Consider the following 14,906-nt stretch of genomic DNA (forward strand, 5'->3'; position numbering starts at 1 on the left):
GCTCACTCAACGAATCAGTTCCAGGTGCAGGCCGTCGGTAGGCGCATCGCCGACTTCAAGCCGGCTGAGGCGCACGCCCGCCTTGCCCAGCAATTCGCGCCAGGCCCCGGCCTGGGCGCCACTTAGGCTCACGCGCAAAGTACTGTCGAGGTTCAGGCTGCGGGCCAGCAGAGTGACCCAACTCTCCTGAGGTGCAGCCAAATCCGGGTAGTCGAGTTTGCCCGTATCGCGCAGTTCGCGCAGCACCGTGGCGGCTGTGGGAAGTATCTCGCCCAGCGGGCTGGCGGCGACGAACTCTTCCACGTGCAGGTAGGCGCGGCGGTTGCCCCGGGTGACGCTGTACAGTGCGACCAGGGTGTCGGCCTCCTCGGCCGAGCGGCGCAGCAGGATGAACGCCTGTTGCTCGTCACCGCCGTTCAACCGAGCGTTGGCGAACACATCGTTGGCCCACAGGCTGCCTTCACCGCAATCGCGGCCCTGGCACCAGAACAGCGGGTAGCCGCCCTCGTTCTGTAGCGCCTCGCGGGCGCTAGTGAAGGCTTCGCGAGCACTACGCTCGACCGGCAGCTCGTAGGTGACCGAGCTGACCTGGCCACGGCTTTCAATCTTGTCATCGACACGCAGGCGGCCGCTGATCTTGCGCACTGGGCCCATAGGATAGACACGTTCCTGCTCCACGGCCGGTCGCAGGTCCACTACCTTGGCGTCCGCGGGCACAGGCAGGCTGCCGGCCCACAGCAGGGGGCTGGCCAACGCCAAGCAAGCGGCGGCGGCAGTATGGATGGATACGGGCATGCTCATCGGCAGCCCATGCGGCGCAGCGCGCCGGGTTGAAGCTCCAGGTTGTCTGGCATTTGCATGGTTGTCTCCCTGTTCAACCCGCCAAGCCTCGGCACTTGTCAGATGCAAGTCAAGCAAAGCCAAAGAAGCGATTGAAACAGTCTGCGACAAGGATCGCACCCTGTTCATCGTTCAAGTGCAGATGATGGCCCCCTTGCAGCAGCGTCTGCTCGAAGGGTAGCTGATCCAGCAAATCGCTATGGCGCGCCAGCATGCCCTGGGCAGCCACCACTAGGCTGACCGGGCAGTTGACCCTTTGCACGAAGGCCATCGCCTGTGCCTGGCTCAAGCGCGTCGGCGAAGGCAGCGTCAGGCGGCTATCGCTGCGCCAGCTGTAGCCACCGGGCACCGGCATCAGGCCACGCTGGGCCAATAACTCAGCGGCCTCACGGCTGACCGCAACCATACCTTTCATGCGCGCTTGCACGCCCTGCTCCAGGCTGGTGTAAACCGATTTGCGCTTGCCGTCCAGGCGTAGCTGGGCCTGCAAGGCCATGCCTAGGCGCTCGCCAGCGTCCTGCTCGGCACCGGTGGGGGGAATGACGCCGTCGATCAACGCGAGGTGGCTGACCCGTTCAGGCAAGGCGCCTGCCAATTGCACCGAGATGATCGCCCCCAAGGAATGCCCCAGCAGCGCAAAACGGTGCCAACCTAACTGTTCGGCGACCCGCAGCACATCATGGGCATAGTCGGTCAGTGCATAACTCCCACCCGGCGGCCGATGTTCGGAATAACCGTGACCGGCAAGATCAAGGGCGACGATGCGCAACCCTTTGAGCAAGGGAGCCAGGCGCGCGAAGCTGTTGGCATTGTCCAGCCAGCCATGCAGGGCAATCACTGGCAGGCCATCGGCGGGGCCGAACAAGTGCGCCGCCAGCTCGATATGGCCCAGGTTCAGGCGAACCTCCTCGACCTGGGCGCTCATGCCTGGCTCCAGCGGTCGAACAGGCCCTTGATCAGGCTGGCGGTATCGGTCGGCCGCTCCAGTGGAAACATATGCCCACCCGGCACGCTGTGGTATTCGCCGCGGGGCATGCTGCGCACCGCCAGTGCATGGTGGCGGCGGATCACCGAACTGCGCTCGCCACGCACCATGGCCAGGGGCACCTGCAACTGGCGTGCAGGCGCTGGGCTGATGTGTGGAATACTGCGGTAGATGCTGATTTCGGTCGCCGGGTCGAAACGCAGACGCAGCCCGTGCTCGACTTGCTGCAGGCCATGGTCAAGGTAGGCTTCCAGGCAGTCGGTGTCGAAGTGGCGAAACAACGACTTGCTGGCGAAATAGTCGCGGGCGCTATCTCGGTCGGCAAACGTTTCACGCCGCCCGAGGGTACGAGCGGCCGGGGTGATGCGATCGATGAAGCCAAAGCGCTTGGCCGTGCGCAGCAGCCACTGGTCAGCGCGGGTCAGCACGGGGGAATCGAGCATCACCACGCCGCGGTACAGCTCCGGTCGGCGCAGGGCGGCATGCAGGTGCAGCACGCCACCCAGCGAATGGCCAACACCCCAGACCGGCGCCGCCTGCTGCTCCAGATGGTGCAGCAGTTCGTCGACCAGATTCTGCCAATTGTCGTTCACCGGAAAACGCGGGTCGTGGGCATGCTGGGCCAGGTGACTGACCTGATAATCCGGCGCCAGGGCACTGAACAGTTTGCCGTAAGTGGCCGAAGGAAAACCGTTGGCATGGGCGAAGAAGATCTGCTGCGACATGGCGCCGGGTCCGCATGTGAGTGATGGCCCATTGTCTGCACCCGGCGGGTAAACGGCAACGCCCGTAAAGGTCATCAGCGAGGGCGATCAGGTCATGCCGACTGATCGAAACTGGCCAGCGAGCGGCGAAGGCAGGCCTGCATGTACGCAATCTGGCTTTCCAGTGCTTCGCGGGCCAAGCTCTGGTCCTCGAGGTCCAGCTGCAAGCGACGCAGAGCCAGGCAGCTGGTCTGCAGTAGTTGCGACATGCGCATGCACGATCGCTGAAGTTCCTGCAGGTCCTGCTCGAGTTGCAAGTTGTCCAAAGGTTGCTGCTCGGCCTTGCTGCGCACGCGGCCCATCAGGTGATAGAACTTGGCGTCGGCAGCCTCGCGCAGCAAGGCATATTGGGCAAAATCCAGGCGGTTGTTGCGTTGCACGCTTTCCAAGGTGGGCTGCAGGTCCAGGGAGCGCAAAAGTTCTTGCATCATTTGGCTCATTCATTACTCCCTGGCTGTGATTGCGCTGGTCTTCCGTGACCGCAAGCTTGCGTGCCCTGCAAGTGCCTGACAACTGGCAGAAATGCTAGTTGTTCAATGTCAATCAGGCCTGGTCAGCGCACGCATCGTCATCAGACCGGCCAGCGGCCACTCACCTTCCAGCGCTGCCAGACTGGCGGTGGTCATGGGTACCGGCTGCTGCAGATGACCGTGCTCCAGCATGCCGACCAAGGCACCCACCAGAGGCTGGTGGCTGACCAGCAACACATGTTCCAGGCCCAGCCGCTCAAGCTCACTGATCACCTGCCGCACATCGCTCTCGGGGGTCAGCCAAGGGACAGTGATCACCGGTTGCGCGAAGCCCAGCGTGTCATGCACCAGGGCAGCGGTTTGTTGTGCACGTACGTACGGGCTGGCAATGATCGCCTGCAATGGCTGCCCCAGCAGCCGCGCCGCACTGCGCAGCACCTGCTCGCGGCCGTGGTCTGTTAGCCGCCGCTGGGGGTCGGTATTGGCGCGTTGCTCGGCCTCGCCATGGCGTAGCACCCACAGCTTCATAACTTAGGCTCTTCATCGCGTACCGGGTGTGCTGCCGGGGCCACGGCGTGGGGTGCCTCACCTTCTGGTGCGCGCGCTGCCGGCCAGTCGGCAAACGGCCAAGGCTTTTGATCGGTGTGGAAAGTACCGAACCGGCCGATCTGCGCCAGGTACTGGCTGAGACTATCGCCGAAGTTCATCATGCTGGCGCTCGGCGCGCCATAGACCAACCGATAGATCAGCTGCACCAGCACCAGGCCACCGAGCAGCAGCTCGGCCAGCTGCCAGACCACCAGGAACACCAGCATCCACAGCACCCGCAGGATGATCGACTCGCGCTGGGCTCGCTCGGGGGTATCGTTCATGTACTGCTCCTATGTTCAGTTGAAACCGCTGATGGAAATGAAGTCGACGTCTGTTTTGGGCTCGGCACGCATCAGGTGCTCGATCACCTGATTCAGCGTGCGGCCTTCGAACAGAATCGCGTGCAGGCCTGCCACCAGCGGCATGTAGACCTGTACTTCCTGGGCCTTGGCCTTGAGCACCTTGAGCGTGTTGACGCCTTCTGCCACTTCTCCCAGGCGAGTGACAGCCTGTTCCAGGCTCAGGCCCTGGCCCAGTGCATGGCCCACTTGGTAATTGCGGCTCTTGGGCGAGGAGCAGGTGACGATCAGATCTCCAACGCCGGCCAGGCCCAGGAAGGTCATGGGGTTGGCCCCTTGGCTGACGGCAAAGCGGGTCATCTCGGCCAGGGCCCGAGTGATGAGCATGCTTTTGGTGTTTTCGCCCATGCCAAGGGCTACGGCCATGCCGGCGATAATGGCATAGACATTTTTCAGCGCCCCTCCCAACTCGACACCGAAGCGGTCACTGCTGGCATAGACCCGGAACGTGCGCCCGTGCAGGACGGCCTGCACCCGCTGGCACAGTTGTTCGTCTTCGCTGGCAACCACTGTGGCGGTCAATGCATGCTCGGCGATCTCGCGGGCAAGGTTGGGGCCGGACAGTACGCCGATGCGAGCCTCAGGGGCAATTTCCTCGAGTATCTGACTCATGAGCTTGAAGCTCTGCGCCTCGATGCCCTTGGTCAGGCTGACCAGATACTTGCCGCGCAGCAGCTGGGCATGGGGCGCCAGTACGCTGCGCAAAGCACTGGACGGCAGCGCGACGAAAATAAGGTCGCTGCCTTGCAAGCTGCTCAGCAGGTCATTGACCGGCTCGACGCCCTCCTGCAGGCGGATACCCTTGAGGTACCGGGGGTTCTCACGGTTGACCCGCATTGCCTCGGCCTGCTCGGGATCGCGCATCCACTGGCGCACCGGCACACCGTTTTCAGCCAGCAGGTTCGCCACGGCGGTGCCGAAGCTGCCACCGCCCAGAACTGCAACAGGTTGCTGTTCAGTCATATTCAATCCGTTAAAGCCATTAGGTTAATTGGCGACCCGTTCATTATACGGCTCCACTGCCAAGCGCCAAGGCTGGCAACGCCAATGACGCACTGGCAAAACCCTGCTGGTCAGTTAACATGCCTGTTTAAACTCTCAGACAAGGCTGTCCTGTGTTCCTTGGCCTGCCCCCTTACCCTCGCGTGCTGCTGCTGACGGCCCTGCTCGGCGGCCCAGCCTTGGCCGATGACTTGTTCATCGACAACAGCGACCTGCCGCAGGTTCTGACCGCAACTCGCCTTAAACAGTCCCCGGCGGCAGTGCCGGGCAGCATGACCGTACTCGACAACGAGTTGATTCGCGCCAGCGGCGCCCGTGATATCCCCGAGCTGCTGCGCCTGGTCCCGGGGATGATGATTGGCTACGGCGCCGGTAACCAGCCGACCGTCAACTATCACGGCAGCAACGTCAACGATGCTCGACGCATGCAAGTGCTGATCGACGGCCGCTCGGTGTACCGCGCAGGGCTGGCCACCGTGGACTGGAGCGACATTCCGGTAGCCATCGAAGACATCGAGCGCATCGAGGTGTTCCGCGGCCCGAACACTGTCAGCTATGGCGCCAACGCATTGATGGCGGTGGTCAACATCCTGACCCGCAACCCGGCAGACAGTCACGGTACACGGATGAAGCTGACGCGCGGCCAGGACGGCATCAATGACTACTACCTGAGCCACGGCCTGGGCTGGGAGGGTGGCGACCTGCGTCTGTCGGTGTCCGGCCAGCAGGACGATGGTTTCGACGAAAATCAGTTCGGCCAGAACTACCGCGACAGTCGTCGCCTGAACCGCTTCAACCTGAGCGTGAGCCACGTCCTGGCCCCCGATCAGACCCTTGAGTGGCAGCTGGCAGCGAAAGAAGGCAGCAACCAGCGGCCCTATACTTACCAGCCGGTTTTCCCCTATGTCACTCAGACTGGCAACAACGCTGACGTCGACGCCAAGGATTACGCAGGCTCGGTGCGCTGGAACATCGATTTCAACCCCGAGCACAGCCTGTACGTACAGGGTTCGGCCCAGCATTTCGATCGCCAGCAGGTGTGGCGCGCGTGCGATGCGGCCCTGTCGTTCAGCCCGGAGCTGACGCGCCTATGGCAGATGAACCCTGACTTTGCCGAAAAGGTCGCCCGCGGAGCCAACAACCCGCCAAGCAGCAGCAACCCTGAAGAACAGGCGCTGGTCGACGCCATCAAGGACCAATGGAACAACCAGGGCGGCAGGAACGTGGTGTGCGGCGATGTCGACCAGAGCACGCGAGAAACCCGCTATGACCTGGAAATCCAGGACACCCTCAGCCTGACCGACAGCCTGCGCCTGCTCAGCGGCATGAATTACCGTTATGATCGCGCCGATTCGCAGACCTACTTCAATGGCAGCGTTGACGATCAGACCTGGCGCCTGTTCGGCCAGCTGGAATGGCGCGCTGACGAGCACTGGATCGTTCAGGGCGGCGCAATGCTGGAGAATTCGCGCCTGTCCGGTAGCTCCCTGACCCCACGCATGGCGGTCAACTACCTCATCACACCGCGCCATGGCTTGCGTGCAGTCTATTCGGAGGCCGTGCGCTCACCCGACATGTTCGAGAACAACGTCAACTGGAGCTACACGGTCAAGAATCTAAGCCCCGCAGCGTTCGGCCAGCGCAATGCCGAGTACTTCGTCAAGACCCGCGGCCCTGGGGATCTGGAACAAGAGCGTATGCGCTCTAGGGAACTGGGCTACAACGGTTATTTCAGCGACATCGACTTGAACGTGGATGTGAAGCTGTTCTACGACGAAATCACCGGCATGATCAGCGAGCCGCTGAAGAACAACCAGTTCATTGCCAGCAACGCCAACAAGGCCAGGTTCACCGGTAGCGAGGCACAGTTGGACTGGCGCGTGGCTGCGCGCGATCGCCTGCGCCTGACCTATGCCTACGTCGACGCCTGGGCCAGCAACACCGCAGACCGCCGCCTCAGCGCACGCAACAGTGGCTCAGCGGGATGGATGCGCGAATGGGGGAAAGGCTGGTCGAGTGGATTGTTCTACTACGGTGACGACGCCCTCAACCAGTACCGCTACGAACGCCTCGACCTGCGCGTGGCCAAGCGTTTTCACATACAGGGCAGCACCCTTGAGTTGGCGGCATTGTGGCAGCAACGCCTGGACGACCAACCCACCACCGTGGAACAGAACCGCTACGACAGCCGCCATCGCCTGAGCGTCAGTGCGGAGCTGGAATTCTGATGGCCCTGCTGCTACGCCTGCTGCTGTGTCTTTGGCCATTGGGCTCGCTGTCTGCCAGCGAAATCCTGCTGGTCGGCGAAGATCAGCCAGGCGTACGCAACTTCGCGCAAGCGCTGCAAGAGCGGCGCAGCCATGACCAAGTACGTTTCCAAAGCGTCGCCGAACTCTCCCGCCCCGACCAGCTCAAGGCTGACGTGCGCTTGGTGCTGCTCGACACTGTCGCGCTCGACTGGCGCCTTGGCCAGCATAACGGCCCACCCGCCCTGGCCATGCGTATCAGCCGGGTGCAGGCTGAGCAGCGCCTGGGAAAGTCGCGCCCTGGGTACCTGACGCTGCTGTGGAGCGACCCGCCGATGGCCCGGCAACTGCGCCTGGCCCGCTACTTGCTGCCGCAGGCCCAGCGCATTGGCGTGTTGTACGGTGAACACAGCCGCTTTCTGCTCGATGAACTGCGCCAGGCCGCGCGTCCATTGGGGCTGGAAATCGTCGCAGAGGACTGGCCAGACCCGCGCGACAGCCGCCCATTGCAGCACCTGCTGGGCACCAGCGACGTGCTGCTGGGGCTGGACGACCCACAGCTGTACAACTCCAAAACGGCAAAGAATTTGCTGCTCAGCAGCTACAGCCGGCAAATGGCGCTGATAGGCCCGAACGTAGGGTTCGTGCGCGCCGGCGCCTTGGCCAGTACCTACAGCGATCAGGAAGACTGGCTGAGCGTGCTCGATCAGTTGCTCGACCAACCGCCGGCGCGCTGGCCCCGCAGTTTGTATCCGGCACGCTTTGGCGTCAGCGGTAACCAGCAAGTGGCACGCGCTCTGGGGCTTGAACCCATTGATCCGAACGCCACCGCCAAAGCCCTGGCCGAAGGAGAACCCAAGCCATGAGCAAACGCCTGAGCTGGGACATCCATACCCGCACTCAGATCATCAGCCTTGGTCCTGCATTGTTGCTGACGTTGCTGTTGATCAGCTTCTTCACCTTCGTCCGAATTCAGGACTTACGCCAGGAGCTGAACCACACCGGGCAGTTGATTGCCAACCAACTGGCGCCTGCATCCGAATACGGCGTGATATCTGGAAACAATGAAGTGCTGGAAGGGTTGATGCGCGCAACGCTGAGCATTCCCCATGTACGTTTCTTGGAGGTACAGGACAGCCGCAACCACATCCTGGTGTACGTCGAGCAGCGCGACGAGAGCGGCAATCGGGCACAACAGGTAGAGGTATTCCAGGCACCGATCCGGCTGCAGCAAATCCGCCTGGACAGCGACTTTCTGCAACAAGGCAAGGCACCCACGGCCGGCATCGGCGATGACTACCTGGGCCGGGTGATCGTCGGCATGTCCGACGATGCGTTCAGCCAGCGGCAGCAGGAAATCGTCATCAAGGCCGCCATCCTCGCCCTGTTCGCTCTAGTGTTCACCTTTTTGCTGGCCCGTCGGCTGGCCATGAGCCTGGCCAGACCGATCAGCGCCATGGGGCACGCAGTCAAGGCCATTCAGCAGGGAGAATTCAATGCCCCGCTGCCAGTGGTAGACGACAGTGAACTCGGCCACCTGGCGCGCCATATCAACAACCTGGCCAATGCGCTGGACCAGGCCAGTGCCGAGCAAAAGCAGGCCATCGCCCAGTTGATCCAGGCTCGCGAGGAGGCCGAGCAGGCCAACGGCGCCAAGTCGGAATTCCTGGCGATGATGAGCCATGAACTGCGCACGCCCATGAATGGTGTGCTGGGCATGCTGCAACTGCTGGAAACTACCCAACTGACCAGCGAACAGGCCGAATACACGGCAGTGGCCAGCGAGTCTACCGGCCACCTGCTTAAGGTTATCAACGACATCCTCGACTTCTCGCGGATCGAACGTACTGCGCTGGAGCTCGAGCGCATCGAGTTCAACCTCGCCGAGCTGATCGCCAGCAGCGTGCAGTCGTTCCAGCACAGTGCGCAGCAGCGTAACCTGGACCTGCACCTTAAGTTACCGGCCGAAGATGCAAAGCCAATCGTGGTTGGCGACCCAACCCGCATTCGTCAAATTCTGCTCAATTTGATCGGCAATGCGCTGAAGTTCACCGAGCGCGGCGAGATCCAGGTCCAGGCGAGCTGGCAAATGCTCGACCGGCAATCGCTGAGGTTCACCTGCAGCGTGCGCGACACCGGCATCGGCATCGACAGCGATCGCCTGGAAATGATGTTCGTCGCCTTCCAGCAAGCCGACAGCTCGATTTCTCGCCGCTACGGCGGTACAGGCCTGGGCCTGTCGATAGCTCGCACCCTGGCTGAGCGCATGGGCGGCAAGTTGCGCGCTCAAAGCCGCGCAGGGCTTGGCTCGACGTTCACCCTGGAAGTACCGCTGCCCTTGGCCAGCAGTGTACCGGCAGCAGCGCTGGGTAGCGCAGCGGAGGGTGCTCCCCTACCGGTGGGCAATCGCATCCTGCTGGTGGAGGACAATCCAGTCAATCAGAGCGTGATCGAAGCCATGTTGCGTAGCTTGGGCATGGAGGTCAGCGTGGCTCAGGACGGTTTGCAGGCGGTTGAATATGTCAGCCAGCAGCCGTTTGCAGCGGTGCTGATGGACTGTCGCTTGCCGCAAGTCGATGGCTATGAAGCCACCCGGCGTATCCGGCTGTTGCCCGGCGGTGGGCAGCTGCCGATCATCGCCTTGACCGCCAATGCATTGCAGGGTGACCGTGAGCGCTGCCTGGCTGCAGGCATGAATGATTACCTAAGCAAACCGTTCCGTCGGACTGATTTGCAACGCATATTGCAACGCTGGTTACCCCCACGGTCAGCGGCGACTGGCGATTAATGCTAAATTGCGGCAGTCTTGGCAGTCTTAAAGACTGGACAGGACCTTATTCGGACCTGAAAATAGACGTTTCAGTGCACACCTGTACTTCTTTCGCCGGGTGCACTGTGACTTTCACCACAACGCAATAGTCTACCTGTAGGCTGCCGCTCCAGATGCTAGAAGGAGCGGCCGGGAAGATTCATCCCCTGCCACAGGGGGTTATTGAGGAGCTCGCATGACCAAACAACAAGCCTTTACTCGGGAAGAGCTGCTGCGCTGCAGTCGCGGTGAGCTGTTCGGCCCAGGTAATGCGCAACTGCCCGCGCCGAACATGCTGATGGTCGATCGCATCACCCATATCAGCGAAGAAGGCGGCAAGTACGGCAAAGGTGAATTGGTCGCCGAGCTGGATATCACCCCGGACCTGTGGTTCTTCGCCTGCCACTTCGAAGGCGACCCGGTCATGCCAGGCTGCCTGGGCCTTGACGCGATGTGGCAGTTGGTCGGTTTCTTCCTCGGCTGGCAAGGCCTGCCGGGCCGTGGCCGCGCACTGGGTTCGGGTGAAGTGAAGTTCTTCGGCCAGGTACTGCCTACCGCCAAGAAAGTCACTTACAACATTCACATCAAGCGCGTCCTCAAGGGCAAGCTGAACATGGCCATCGCCGATGGCTCGGTCAGCGTCGATGGCCGCGAGATCTACACCGCCGAAGGCCTGCGGGTCGGCGTGTTCACCTCCACTGACAATTTCTAAGGGTTATTCGCATGCGCCGCGTCGTTATCACTGGTCTGGGCATCGTATCGTGCCTGGGCAATGACAAAGCTACCGTCACCGAAAACCTGCGCAACAGCCGTCCGGGTATCCGTTACAACCCGGAATACAAGGAACAGGGGCTGCGTAGCCAGGTTTCCGGCTCCATCGACCTGAACCTCGAAGAACTGATCGACCGTAAGGTCTACCGCTTCGTTGGCCACGCCGCTGCCTACGCCTACCTGGCGATGCAGGACGCGATCAAGGACGCCGGCCTGACTGAAGAGCAGGTATCCAACCCACGCACTGGCCTGGTGGCCGGTTCTGGCGGCGCTTCGACCCTGAACCAGATGGAAGCGCTGGACACCCTGCGTGAAAAAGGCGTCAAGCGTGTTGGCCCGTATCGCGTAACGCGCACCATGGGCAGCACCGTGTCGGCATGCCTGGCCACTCCGTTCAAGATCAAGGGCATCAACTACTCGATCTCGTCGGCCTGCGCCACATCGGCTCACTGCATCGGCACCGCCCTGGAGCAAATCCAGTGGGGCAAACAGGACATCGTCTTCGCCGGTGGCGGTGAAGAAGAGCACTGGAGCCAGTCGTTCCTGTTCGACGCCATGGGCGCCCTGTCGACCAAGCGCAATGATACCCCCGAACAGGCCTCGCGTGCCTACGACGCCGATCGTGATGGCTTCGTCATCGCAGGCGGTGGTGGCATGGTAGTGGTCGAGGAGCTGGAACATGCCCTGGCCCGCGGCGCGAAGATCTACGCCGAAATCGTCGGTTATGGCGCCACTTCCGATGGCTACGACATGGTCGCGCCAAGCGGCGAAGGTGCTATTCGTTGCATGCAGCAGGCGCTGTCCACCGTCGACACCCCTATCGACTACCTCAATACCCACGGCACTTCGACCCCGGTCGGTGACGTTGCGGAAATGAAAGGCGTGCGTGAAGTATTCGGCGACAAGGCACCGAAGATCAGCTCGACCAAGAGCTTGTCGGGCCACTCCCTGGGCGCTGCCGGCGTGCACGAGGCGATCTATTGCCTGCTGATGATGGAAAACAACTTCATCGCCGGCTCCGCCAACATCGACGAGCTGGACCCTGAGGTCGCCGACCTGCCAGTGCTGCGCAAAACCGAAGAAAACGCCAAGATCGATACGGTCATGAGCAACAGCTTCGGCTTCGGCGGCACCAACGCCACCCTGGTGCTCAAGCGCTGGACCGGCAAGTAACAGCCCGCAGCAGTTAGCTGTACTGAGCGCCCCGACTGGTTCGGGGCGTTTTCATTTGCGGTGCTTGGGCAATACGGCCAGAAAATTGTCCCTTGCCACTTTGTTCGCCACCTCCTCCGGCAATGCATCCAGAAACGGTTTGAAACCCTGCATCTGCTCGCCAAGACTACCGAACCGCCCCACCACATCCGACCCCAGCATGAATCGATCCGGATGACGCTCGACCAGCGCGACCCAGTCCGGGCTCGGCACACCGTGTTCATCCAGTAGGTACGGCTGTAACACGCTCCACGATAAATCCACGTAGAGGTTGGGATAGTCAGCCAGCAGTCGCGTCAGTACTGGCAGGAGAAAGTCCATCCGAGTCTGATGCCGATGGATCTCTGCGCTACTGCCCGCATGGGCCCAGATGAAGCGGGTATGCGGATGATTGCGCAATGGCTCTTCCAGCTCAGCCAGGTACAGCGGGTTACGTTCACGCTTTGAAGTGATGTTCGAGTGCAGCAACACCGGCATGTCCCGCTCCGCGGCCAGGTGATAGATACGCGCCATGGCCTCGTTGTTGGCCCTGGGCGTTTCGCCGCTGGTCAACGCAGTCAGGTCGTCATGACGTGTGAATACTTCGCCAATGCCCTGCCACAGCTCAGGATCGAGGTCGAGCATACGCTCGATATGGCTCACGGCATTCTTGTCCACCGGGTTGAAACCGCTTAGAAACGGATGGAAGCGCTTTCTCTGTTCGGGCGCAAGCCTGTTCAGCGCAGCCGCTACGTAGGTATCGGTGGCACTGTACCAATAGGCGTCGGCGTCATCACCGGCGTAATAGCGCGGGCGCTTGGGTTCGTCTTCATGCCATTTCTTGGCCACTGGGATTCCCGAAATCATCGCATGCTCAACGCCCGCCTGGTCCATGGCCTTGATGAGCGCTGCCATGCCTTCGGTTTCCTGAAAGAAGTCTACGTAATGCAGGTGCGCATCACTGTACTGGTAGTCACGAGCCTGGGCCGCCTGGCTTAGCCAGCCAGACAACAGCATGCAGGCCAGCGTTCTTGCAATCATGGGCGCCCTCCTCCTCAGTTTTGAAAAGGGTAGACCGAACAGGCCGCGCATCGGTTCAGCAGCGCCCAGGAAACCGCTATGCTGGGCGTATGCCACTTTCTGGAGCCGAGCATGAGTAGTCCACTGATCATCCGCCCACGCGCCGAATCGGTGGAAGGCCAGCCGATTCTGCGCCCGCTGCCTTCAGCACAGTGCCGCAGCGTCGGGCCGTTCGTGTTCTTCGACCACATGCTCAAGACCGACTATGCGCCGGGCCAGGGCATGGACATTCGCCAACACCCGCATATCGGCCTGTCGACCCTCACCTTCCTGTTCGAAGGCGCGCTTGTGCACAAGGACAGCCTAGGCTCGGAACAACGCGTACTGCCAGGTGATGTGAGCTGGATGACTGCCGGCAAAGGTGTAGCGCATGTCGAACGCACACCAGCAGACGCCCTGGCCCAGGGCTCGCGCTTGCATGGGCTGCAGGTATGGCTGGCCTCACCAAAAGCACTCGAGCAGGGCGAGCCGAGTTACCACCACCACCCAGCGGCAACCCTCCCGGTCAGTGACAACCTAGGCGTACGTATCTGCATGATTGCTGGTAACGGCTTTTGCCTAGAATCGCCGGTGCAGGTGCTCTCCCCTACCCTTTATGCGCACGTGCTCATGCAGCCTGCCGCTACCTTGGTCGTGCCTGACGAACATGCCCAGCGGGCGCTGTATCTGCTCGACGGCGAGCTGTGGATGGACAGCGATCGGATAGAGGCTTGCAGCCTGATTCTGTTACCACAAGGGCAGGAGGTCACACTCTATGCCGAGCAAACATGCCAGCTGGTGCTGATTGGTGGCGCGCCATTGGACGGCCCGCGGCGGATGAACTGGAATTTTGTGGCCAGTGACCCAGAACTGATCGAGCAAGCTCGGGTCAGGTGGGCTGCCGGCGATTGGCCGGTGGTGCCGGGCGAAACATCGAGGATTGAGCTACCGCATGGAACCAGGGCCGCTTCATAGCCCATTCGCGGTCTAACCCGTGAATGGGCTGCAAGGCAGCCCCATGCGGTATCAGCGCTGGAATACTTCGCTGAGCAGGTTGTGCATCGAGCGGAACGCCCGCTCCGAAGTGCGGCGATCGTACTGCATCTTGCCAGGCACATTGGCATTCGGGTCGGTGAACGAATGCACCGCGCCACCATAGCTCAACAGTTGCCAATCGACCTTGGCCGCGGTCATTTCCTCTTCGAATGCTGGCAGTTGCTCCTTCGGCACCAACGGGTCGGCAGCCCCATGCAATACGAGCACGGAACCGTTGATACGCTTGGCGTCTTCAGGGTTGGGGGTATCCAGAGTGCCGTGGAACGACACCGCCGCTTTCAGGTCGGCACCGCTGCGGGCCAACTCGAGGGCACAGCAACCTCCGAAGCAGAAACCGAAGGCTGCCACTTTACCCGGCTCAAGCAGCGCTTTGGACTGGCCCAGCAACTGGTCCAGTGCCTCTTTCATGCGCTTGCGCAGTTCACCACGGTCATTCTTCAAGGGCATCATTGCCGCCCCTGCCTCCTCGGCGTTCGACGGGCGAACCGACTGCCCATACAGGTCGGCGATCAGCACCACGTAGCCTTTCTCGGCCACTTCCTTGGCGATACGCTCGGCACCTTCGGCGATCCCCATCCAGTTTGGCGCCATCACCAAGCCCGGACGGCCCAGGGCCCCTGGCTCGTAGACCAAGCGGCTTTCATAGGTCCTGCCAGACAGGTGATACACCAGTGATTCGACGATTACCTTGCTCATCAAGCACTCCTTAGGCATTTTGGGGCAACGACATCCCGCCATGAAAAAAGCCCGCCGAAGCGGGCTT

15 protein-coding genes are annotated in these 14,906 nt (G+C 61.6%); 6 read left to right on the top strand and 9 right to left on the bottom strand.

The features are described 5' to 3' along the window. Window positions 1-6 precede the first annotated feature (6 nt). The 7 genes from HU725_RS14990 to HU725_RS15020 form a co-directional block, all read right to left on the bottom strand. Window positions 7-801 carry a DUF4892 domain-containing protein gene (locus HU725_RS14990; protein ID WP_060478559.1) on the bottom strand — a complete coding sequence of 265 codons (795 nt, stop codon included), beginning with the start codon at window positions 799-801 and terminating at the stop codon, window positions 7-9. 109 nt (window positions 802-910) lie between these two features. After that, on the bottom strand, window positions 911-1,765 hold the full coding sequence (locus HU725_RS14995; protein ID WP_186478549.1) for an alpha/beta hydrolase: 855 nt from the start codon (window positions 1,763-1,765) through the stop codon (window positions 911-913). Further along, entirely contained in the window at window positions 1,762-2,550 is a 789-nt protein-coding gene (locus HU725_RS15000; RefSeq protein ID WP_186478550.1) for an alpha/beta fold hydrolase, read from the bottom strand. Before HU725_RS15000 ends, HU725_RS14995 begins: the two co-directional genes overlap by 4 nt. A gap of 92 nt (window positions 2,551-2,642) precedes the next feature. Further along, on the bottom strand, window positions 2,643-3,017 hold the full coding sequence (locus tag HU725_RS15005; RefSeq protein ID WP_186478595.1) for a hypothetical protein: 375 nt from the start codon (window positions 3,015-3,017) through the stop codon (window positions 2,643-2,645). Window positions 3,018-3,128: 111 nt separating this feature from the next. Beyond that, entirely contained in the window at window positions 3,129-3,587 is a 459-nt protein-coding gene (gene sixA, locus HU725_RS15010; protein ID WP_186478551.1) for a phosphohistidine phosphatase SixA, read from the bottom strand. Further along, window positions 3,584-3,931, bottom strand: coding sequence for a DUF4389 domain-containing protein (locus HU725_RS15015; protein ID WP_060478563.1), 348 nt, complete (start codon window positions 3,929-3,931; stop codon window positions 3,584-3,586). Before HU725_RS15015 ends, sixA begins: the two co-directional genes overlap by 4 nt. 15 nt (window positions 3,932-3,946) lie before the next feature. Beyond that, window positions 3,947-4,972 carry an NAD(P)H-dependent glycerol-3-phosphate dehydrogenase gene (locus tag HU725_RS15020; protein ID WP_186478552.1) on the bottom strand — a complete coding sequence of 342 codons (1,026 nt, stop codon included), beginning with the start codon at window positions 4,970-4,972 and terminating at the stop codon, window positions 3,947-3,949. 152 nt (window positions 4,973-5,124) lie between these two features. Between HU725_RS15020 and HU725_RS15025 the strand changes: the two genes are divergently transcribed. The 5 genes from HU725_RS15025 (at window position 5,125) to fabB (ending at window position 12,010) form a co-directional block, all read left to right on the top strand. Then, window positions 5,125-7,239 carry a TonB-dependent receptor plug domain-containing protein gene (locus HU725_RS15025; RefSeq protein WP_186478553.1) on the top strand — a complete coding sequence of 705 codons (2,115 nt, stop codon included), beginning with the start codon at window positions 5,125-5,127 and terminating at the stop codon, window positions 7,237-7,239. After that, window positions 7,239-8,123: an ABC transporter substrate-binding protein gene (locus HU725_RS15030; RefSeq protein ID WP_186478554.1), complete on the top strand. Its 885-nt coding sequence runs from the start codon at window positions 7,239-7,241 to the stop codon at window positions 8,121-8,123. The genes HU725_RS15025 and HU725_RS15030 overlap by 1 nt, the downstream gene beginning before the upstream one ends. Further along, complete coding sequence (locus HU725_RS15035; protein ID WP_186478555.1) at window positions 8,120-10,045, top strand: ATP-binding protein; 1,926 nt, start codon at window positions 8,120-8,122, stop codon at window positions 10,043-10,045. The genes HU725_RS15030 and HU725_RS15035 overlap by 4 nt, the downstream gene beginning before the upstream one ends. Before the next feature lie 217 nt (window positions 10,046-10,262). After that, window positions 10,263-10,778 carry a 3-hydroxyacyl-[acyl-carrier-protein] dehydratase FabA gene (fabA, locus tag HU725_RS15040; RefSeq protein WP_060478568.1) on the top strand — a complete coding sequence of 172 codons (516 nt, stop codon included), beginning with the start codon at window positions 10,263-10,265 and terminating at the stop codon, window positions 10,776-10,778. An 11-nt stretch (window positions 10,779-10,789) separates the two neighbouring features. Beyond that, window positions 10,790-12,010, top strand: coding sequence for a beta-ketoacyl-ACP synthase I (gene fabB, locus HU725_RS15045; RefSeq protein WP_186478556.1), 1,221 nt, complete (start codon window positions 10,790-10,792; stop codon window positions 12,008-12,010). Between the two features lie 51 nt (window positions 12,011-12,061). Here the strand turns inward: fabB and HU725_RS15050 are convergent, their stop codons facing one another. Further along, window positions 12,062-13,069 (bottom strand): amidohydrolase family protein, encoded by a 1,008-nt coding sequence (locus HU725_RS15050; RefSeq protein WP_186478557.1) that lies wholly within the window; start codon window positions 13,067-13,069, stop codon window positions 12,062-12,064. A gap of 111 nt (window positions 13,070-13,180) precedes the next feature. Between HU725_RS15050 and HU725_RS15055 the strand changes: the two genes are divergently transcribed. Further along, window positions 13,181-14,062: a pirin family protein gene (locus tag HU725_RS15055; protein WP_186478558.1), complete on the top strand. Its 882-nt coding sequence runs from the start codon at window positions 13,181-13,183 to the stop codon at window positions 14,060-14,062. A 51-nt stretch (window positions 14,063-14,113) separates the two neighbouring features. On the opposite strand, the gene HU725_RS15060 is transcribed toward HU725_RS15055, so the two are convergent. Beyond that, entirely contained in the window at window positions 14,114-14,839 is a 726-nt protein-coding gene (locus HU725_RS15060; RefSeq protein ID WP_186478559.1) for a dienelactone hydrolase family protein, read from the bottom strand. Window positions 14,840-14,906 lie beyond the last annotated feature (67 nt).

The organism is Pseudomonas promysalinigenes (genome assembly GCF_014269025.2).
GTDB classification, from domain to species: domain Bacteria; phylum Pseudomonadota; class Gammaproteobacteria; order Pseudomonadales; family Pseudomonadaceae; genus Aquipseudomonas; species Aquipseudomonas promysalinigenes.

Excerpts from the sequence above, each read along its gene's own strand:
- HU725_RS14990 (WP_060478559.1), bottom strand. The coding sequence starts at position 801 with ATGAGCATGCCCGTATCCATCCATACTGCCGCCGCCGCTTGCTTGGCG.
- HU725_RS14995 (WP_186478549.1), bottom strand. The coding sequence starts at position 1,765 with ATGAGCGCCCAGGTCGAGGAGGTTCGCCTGAACCTGGGCCATATCGAG.
- HU725_RS15000 (WP_186478550.1), bottom strand. The coding sequence starts at position 2,550 with ATGTCGCAGCAGATCTTCTTCGCCCATGCCAACGGTTTTCCTTCGGCC.
- HU725_RS15005 (WP_186478595.1), bottom strand. The coding sequence starts at position 3,017 with ATGCAAGAACTTTTGCGCTCCCTGGACCTGCAGCCCACCTTGGAAAGC.
- sixA (WP_186478551.1), bottom strand. The coding sequence starts at position 3,587 with ATGAAGCTGTGGGTGCTACGCCATGGCGAGGCCGAGCAACGCGCCAAT.
- HU725_RS15015 (WP_060478563.1), bottom strand. The coding sequence starts at position 3,931 with ATGAACGATACCCCCGAGCGAGCCCAGCGCGAGTCGATCATCCTGCGG.
- HU725_RS15020 (WP_186478552.1), bottom strand. The coding sequence starts at position 4,972 with ATGACTGAACAGCAACCTGTTGCAGTTCTGGGCGGTGGCAGCTTCGGC.
- HU725_RS15030 (WP_186478554.1), top strand. The coding sequence starts at position 7,239 with ATGGCCCTGCTGCTACGCCTGCTGCTGTGTCTTTGGCCATTGGGCTCG.
- HU725_RS15035 (WP_186478555.1), top strand. The coding sequence starts at position 8,120 with ATGAGCAAACGCCTGAGCTGGGACATCCATACCCGCACTCAGATCATC.
- fabA (WP_060478568.1), top strand. The coding sequence starts at position 10,263 with ATGACCAAACAACAAGCCTTTACTCGGGAAGAGCTGCTGCGCTGCAGT.
- fabB (WP_186478556.1), top strand. The coding sequence starts at position 10,790 with ATGCGCCGCGTCGTTATCACTGGTCTGGGCATCGTATCGTGCCTGGGC.
- HU725_RS15050 (WP_186478557.1), bottom strand. The coding sequence starts at position 13,069 with ATGATTGCAAGAACGCTGGCCTGCATGCTGTTGTCTGGCTGGCTAAGC.
- HU725_RS15055 (WP_186478558.1), top strand. The coding sequence starts at position 13,181 with ATGAGTAGTCCACTGATCATCCGCCCACGCGCCGAATCGGTGGAAGGC.
- HU725_RS15060 (WP_186478559.1), bottom strand. The coding sequence starts at position 14,839 with ATGAGCAAGGTAATCGTCGAATCACTGGTGTATCACCTGTCTGGCAGG.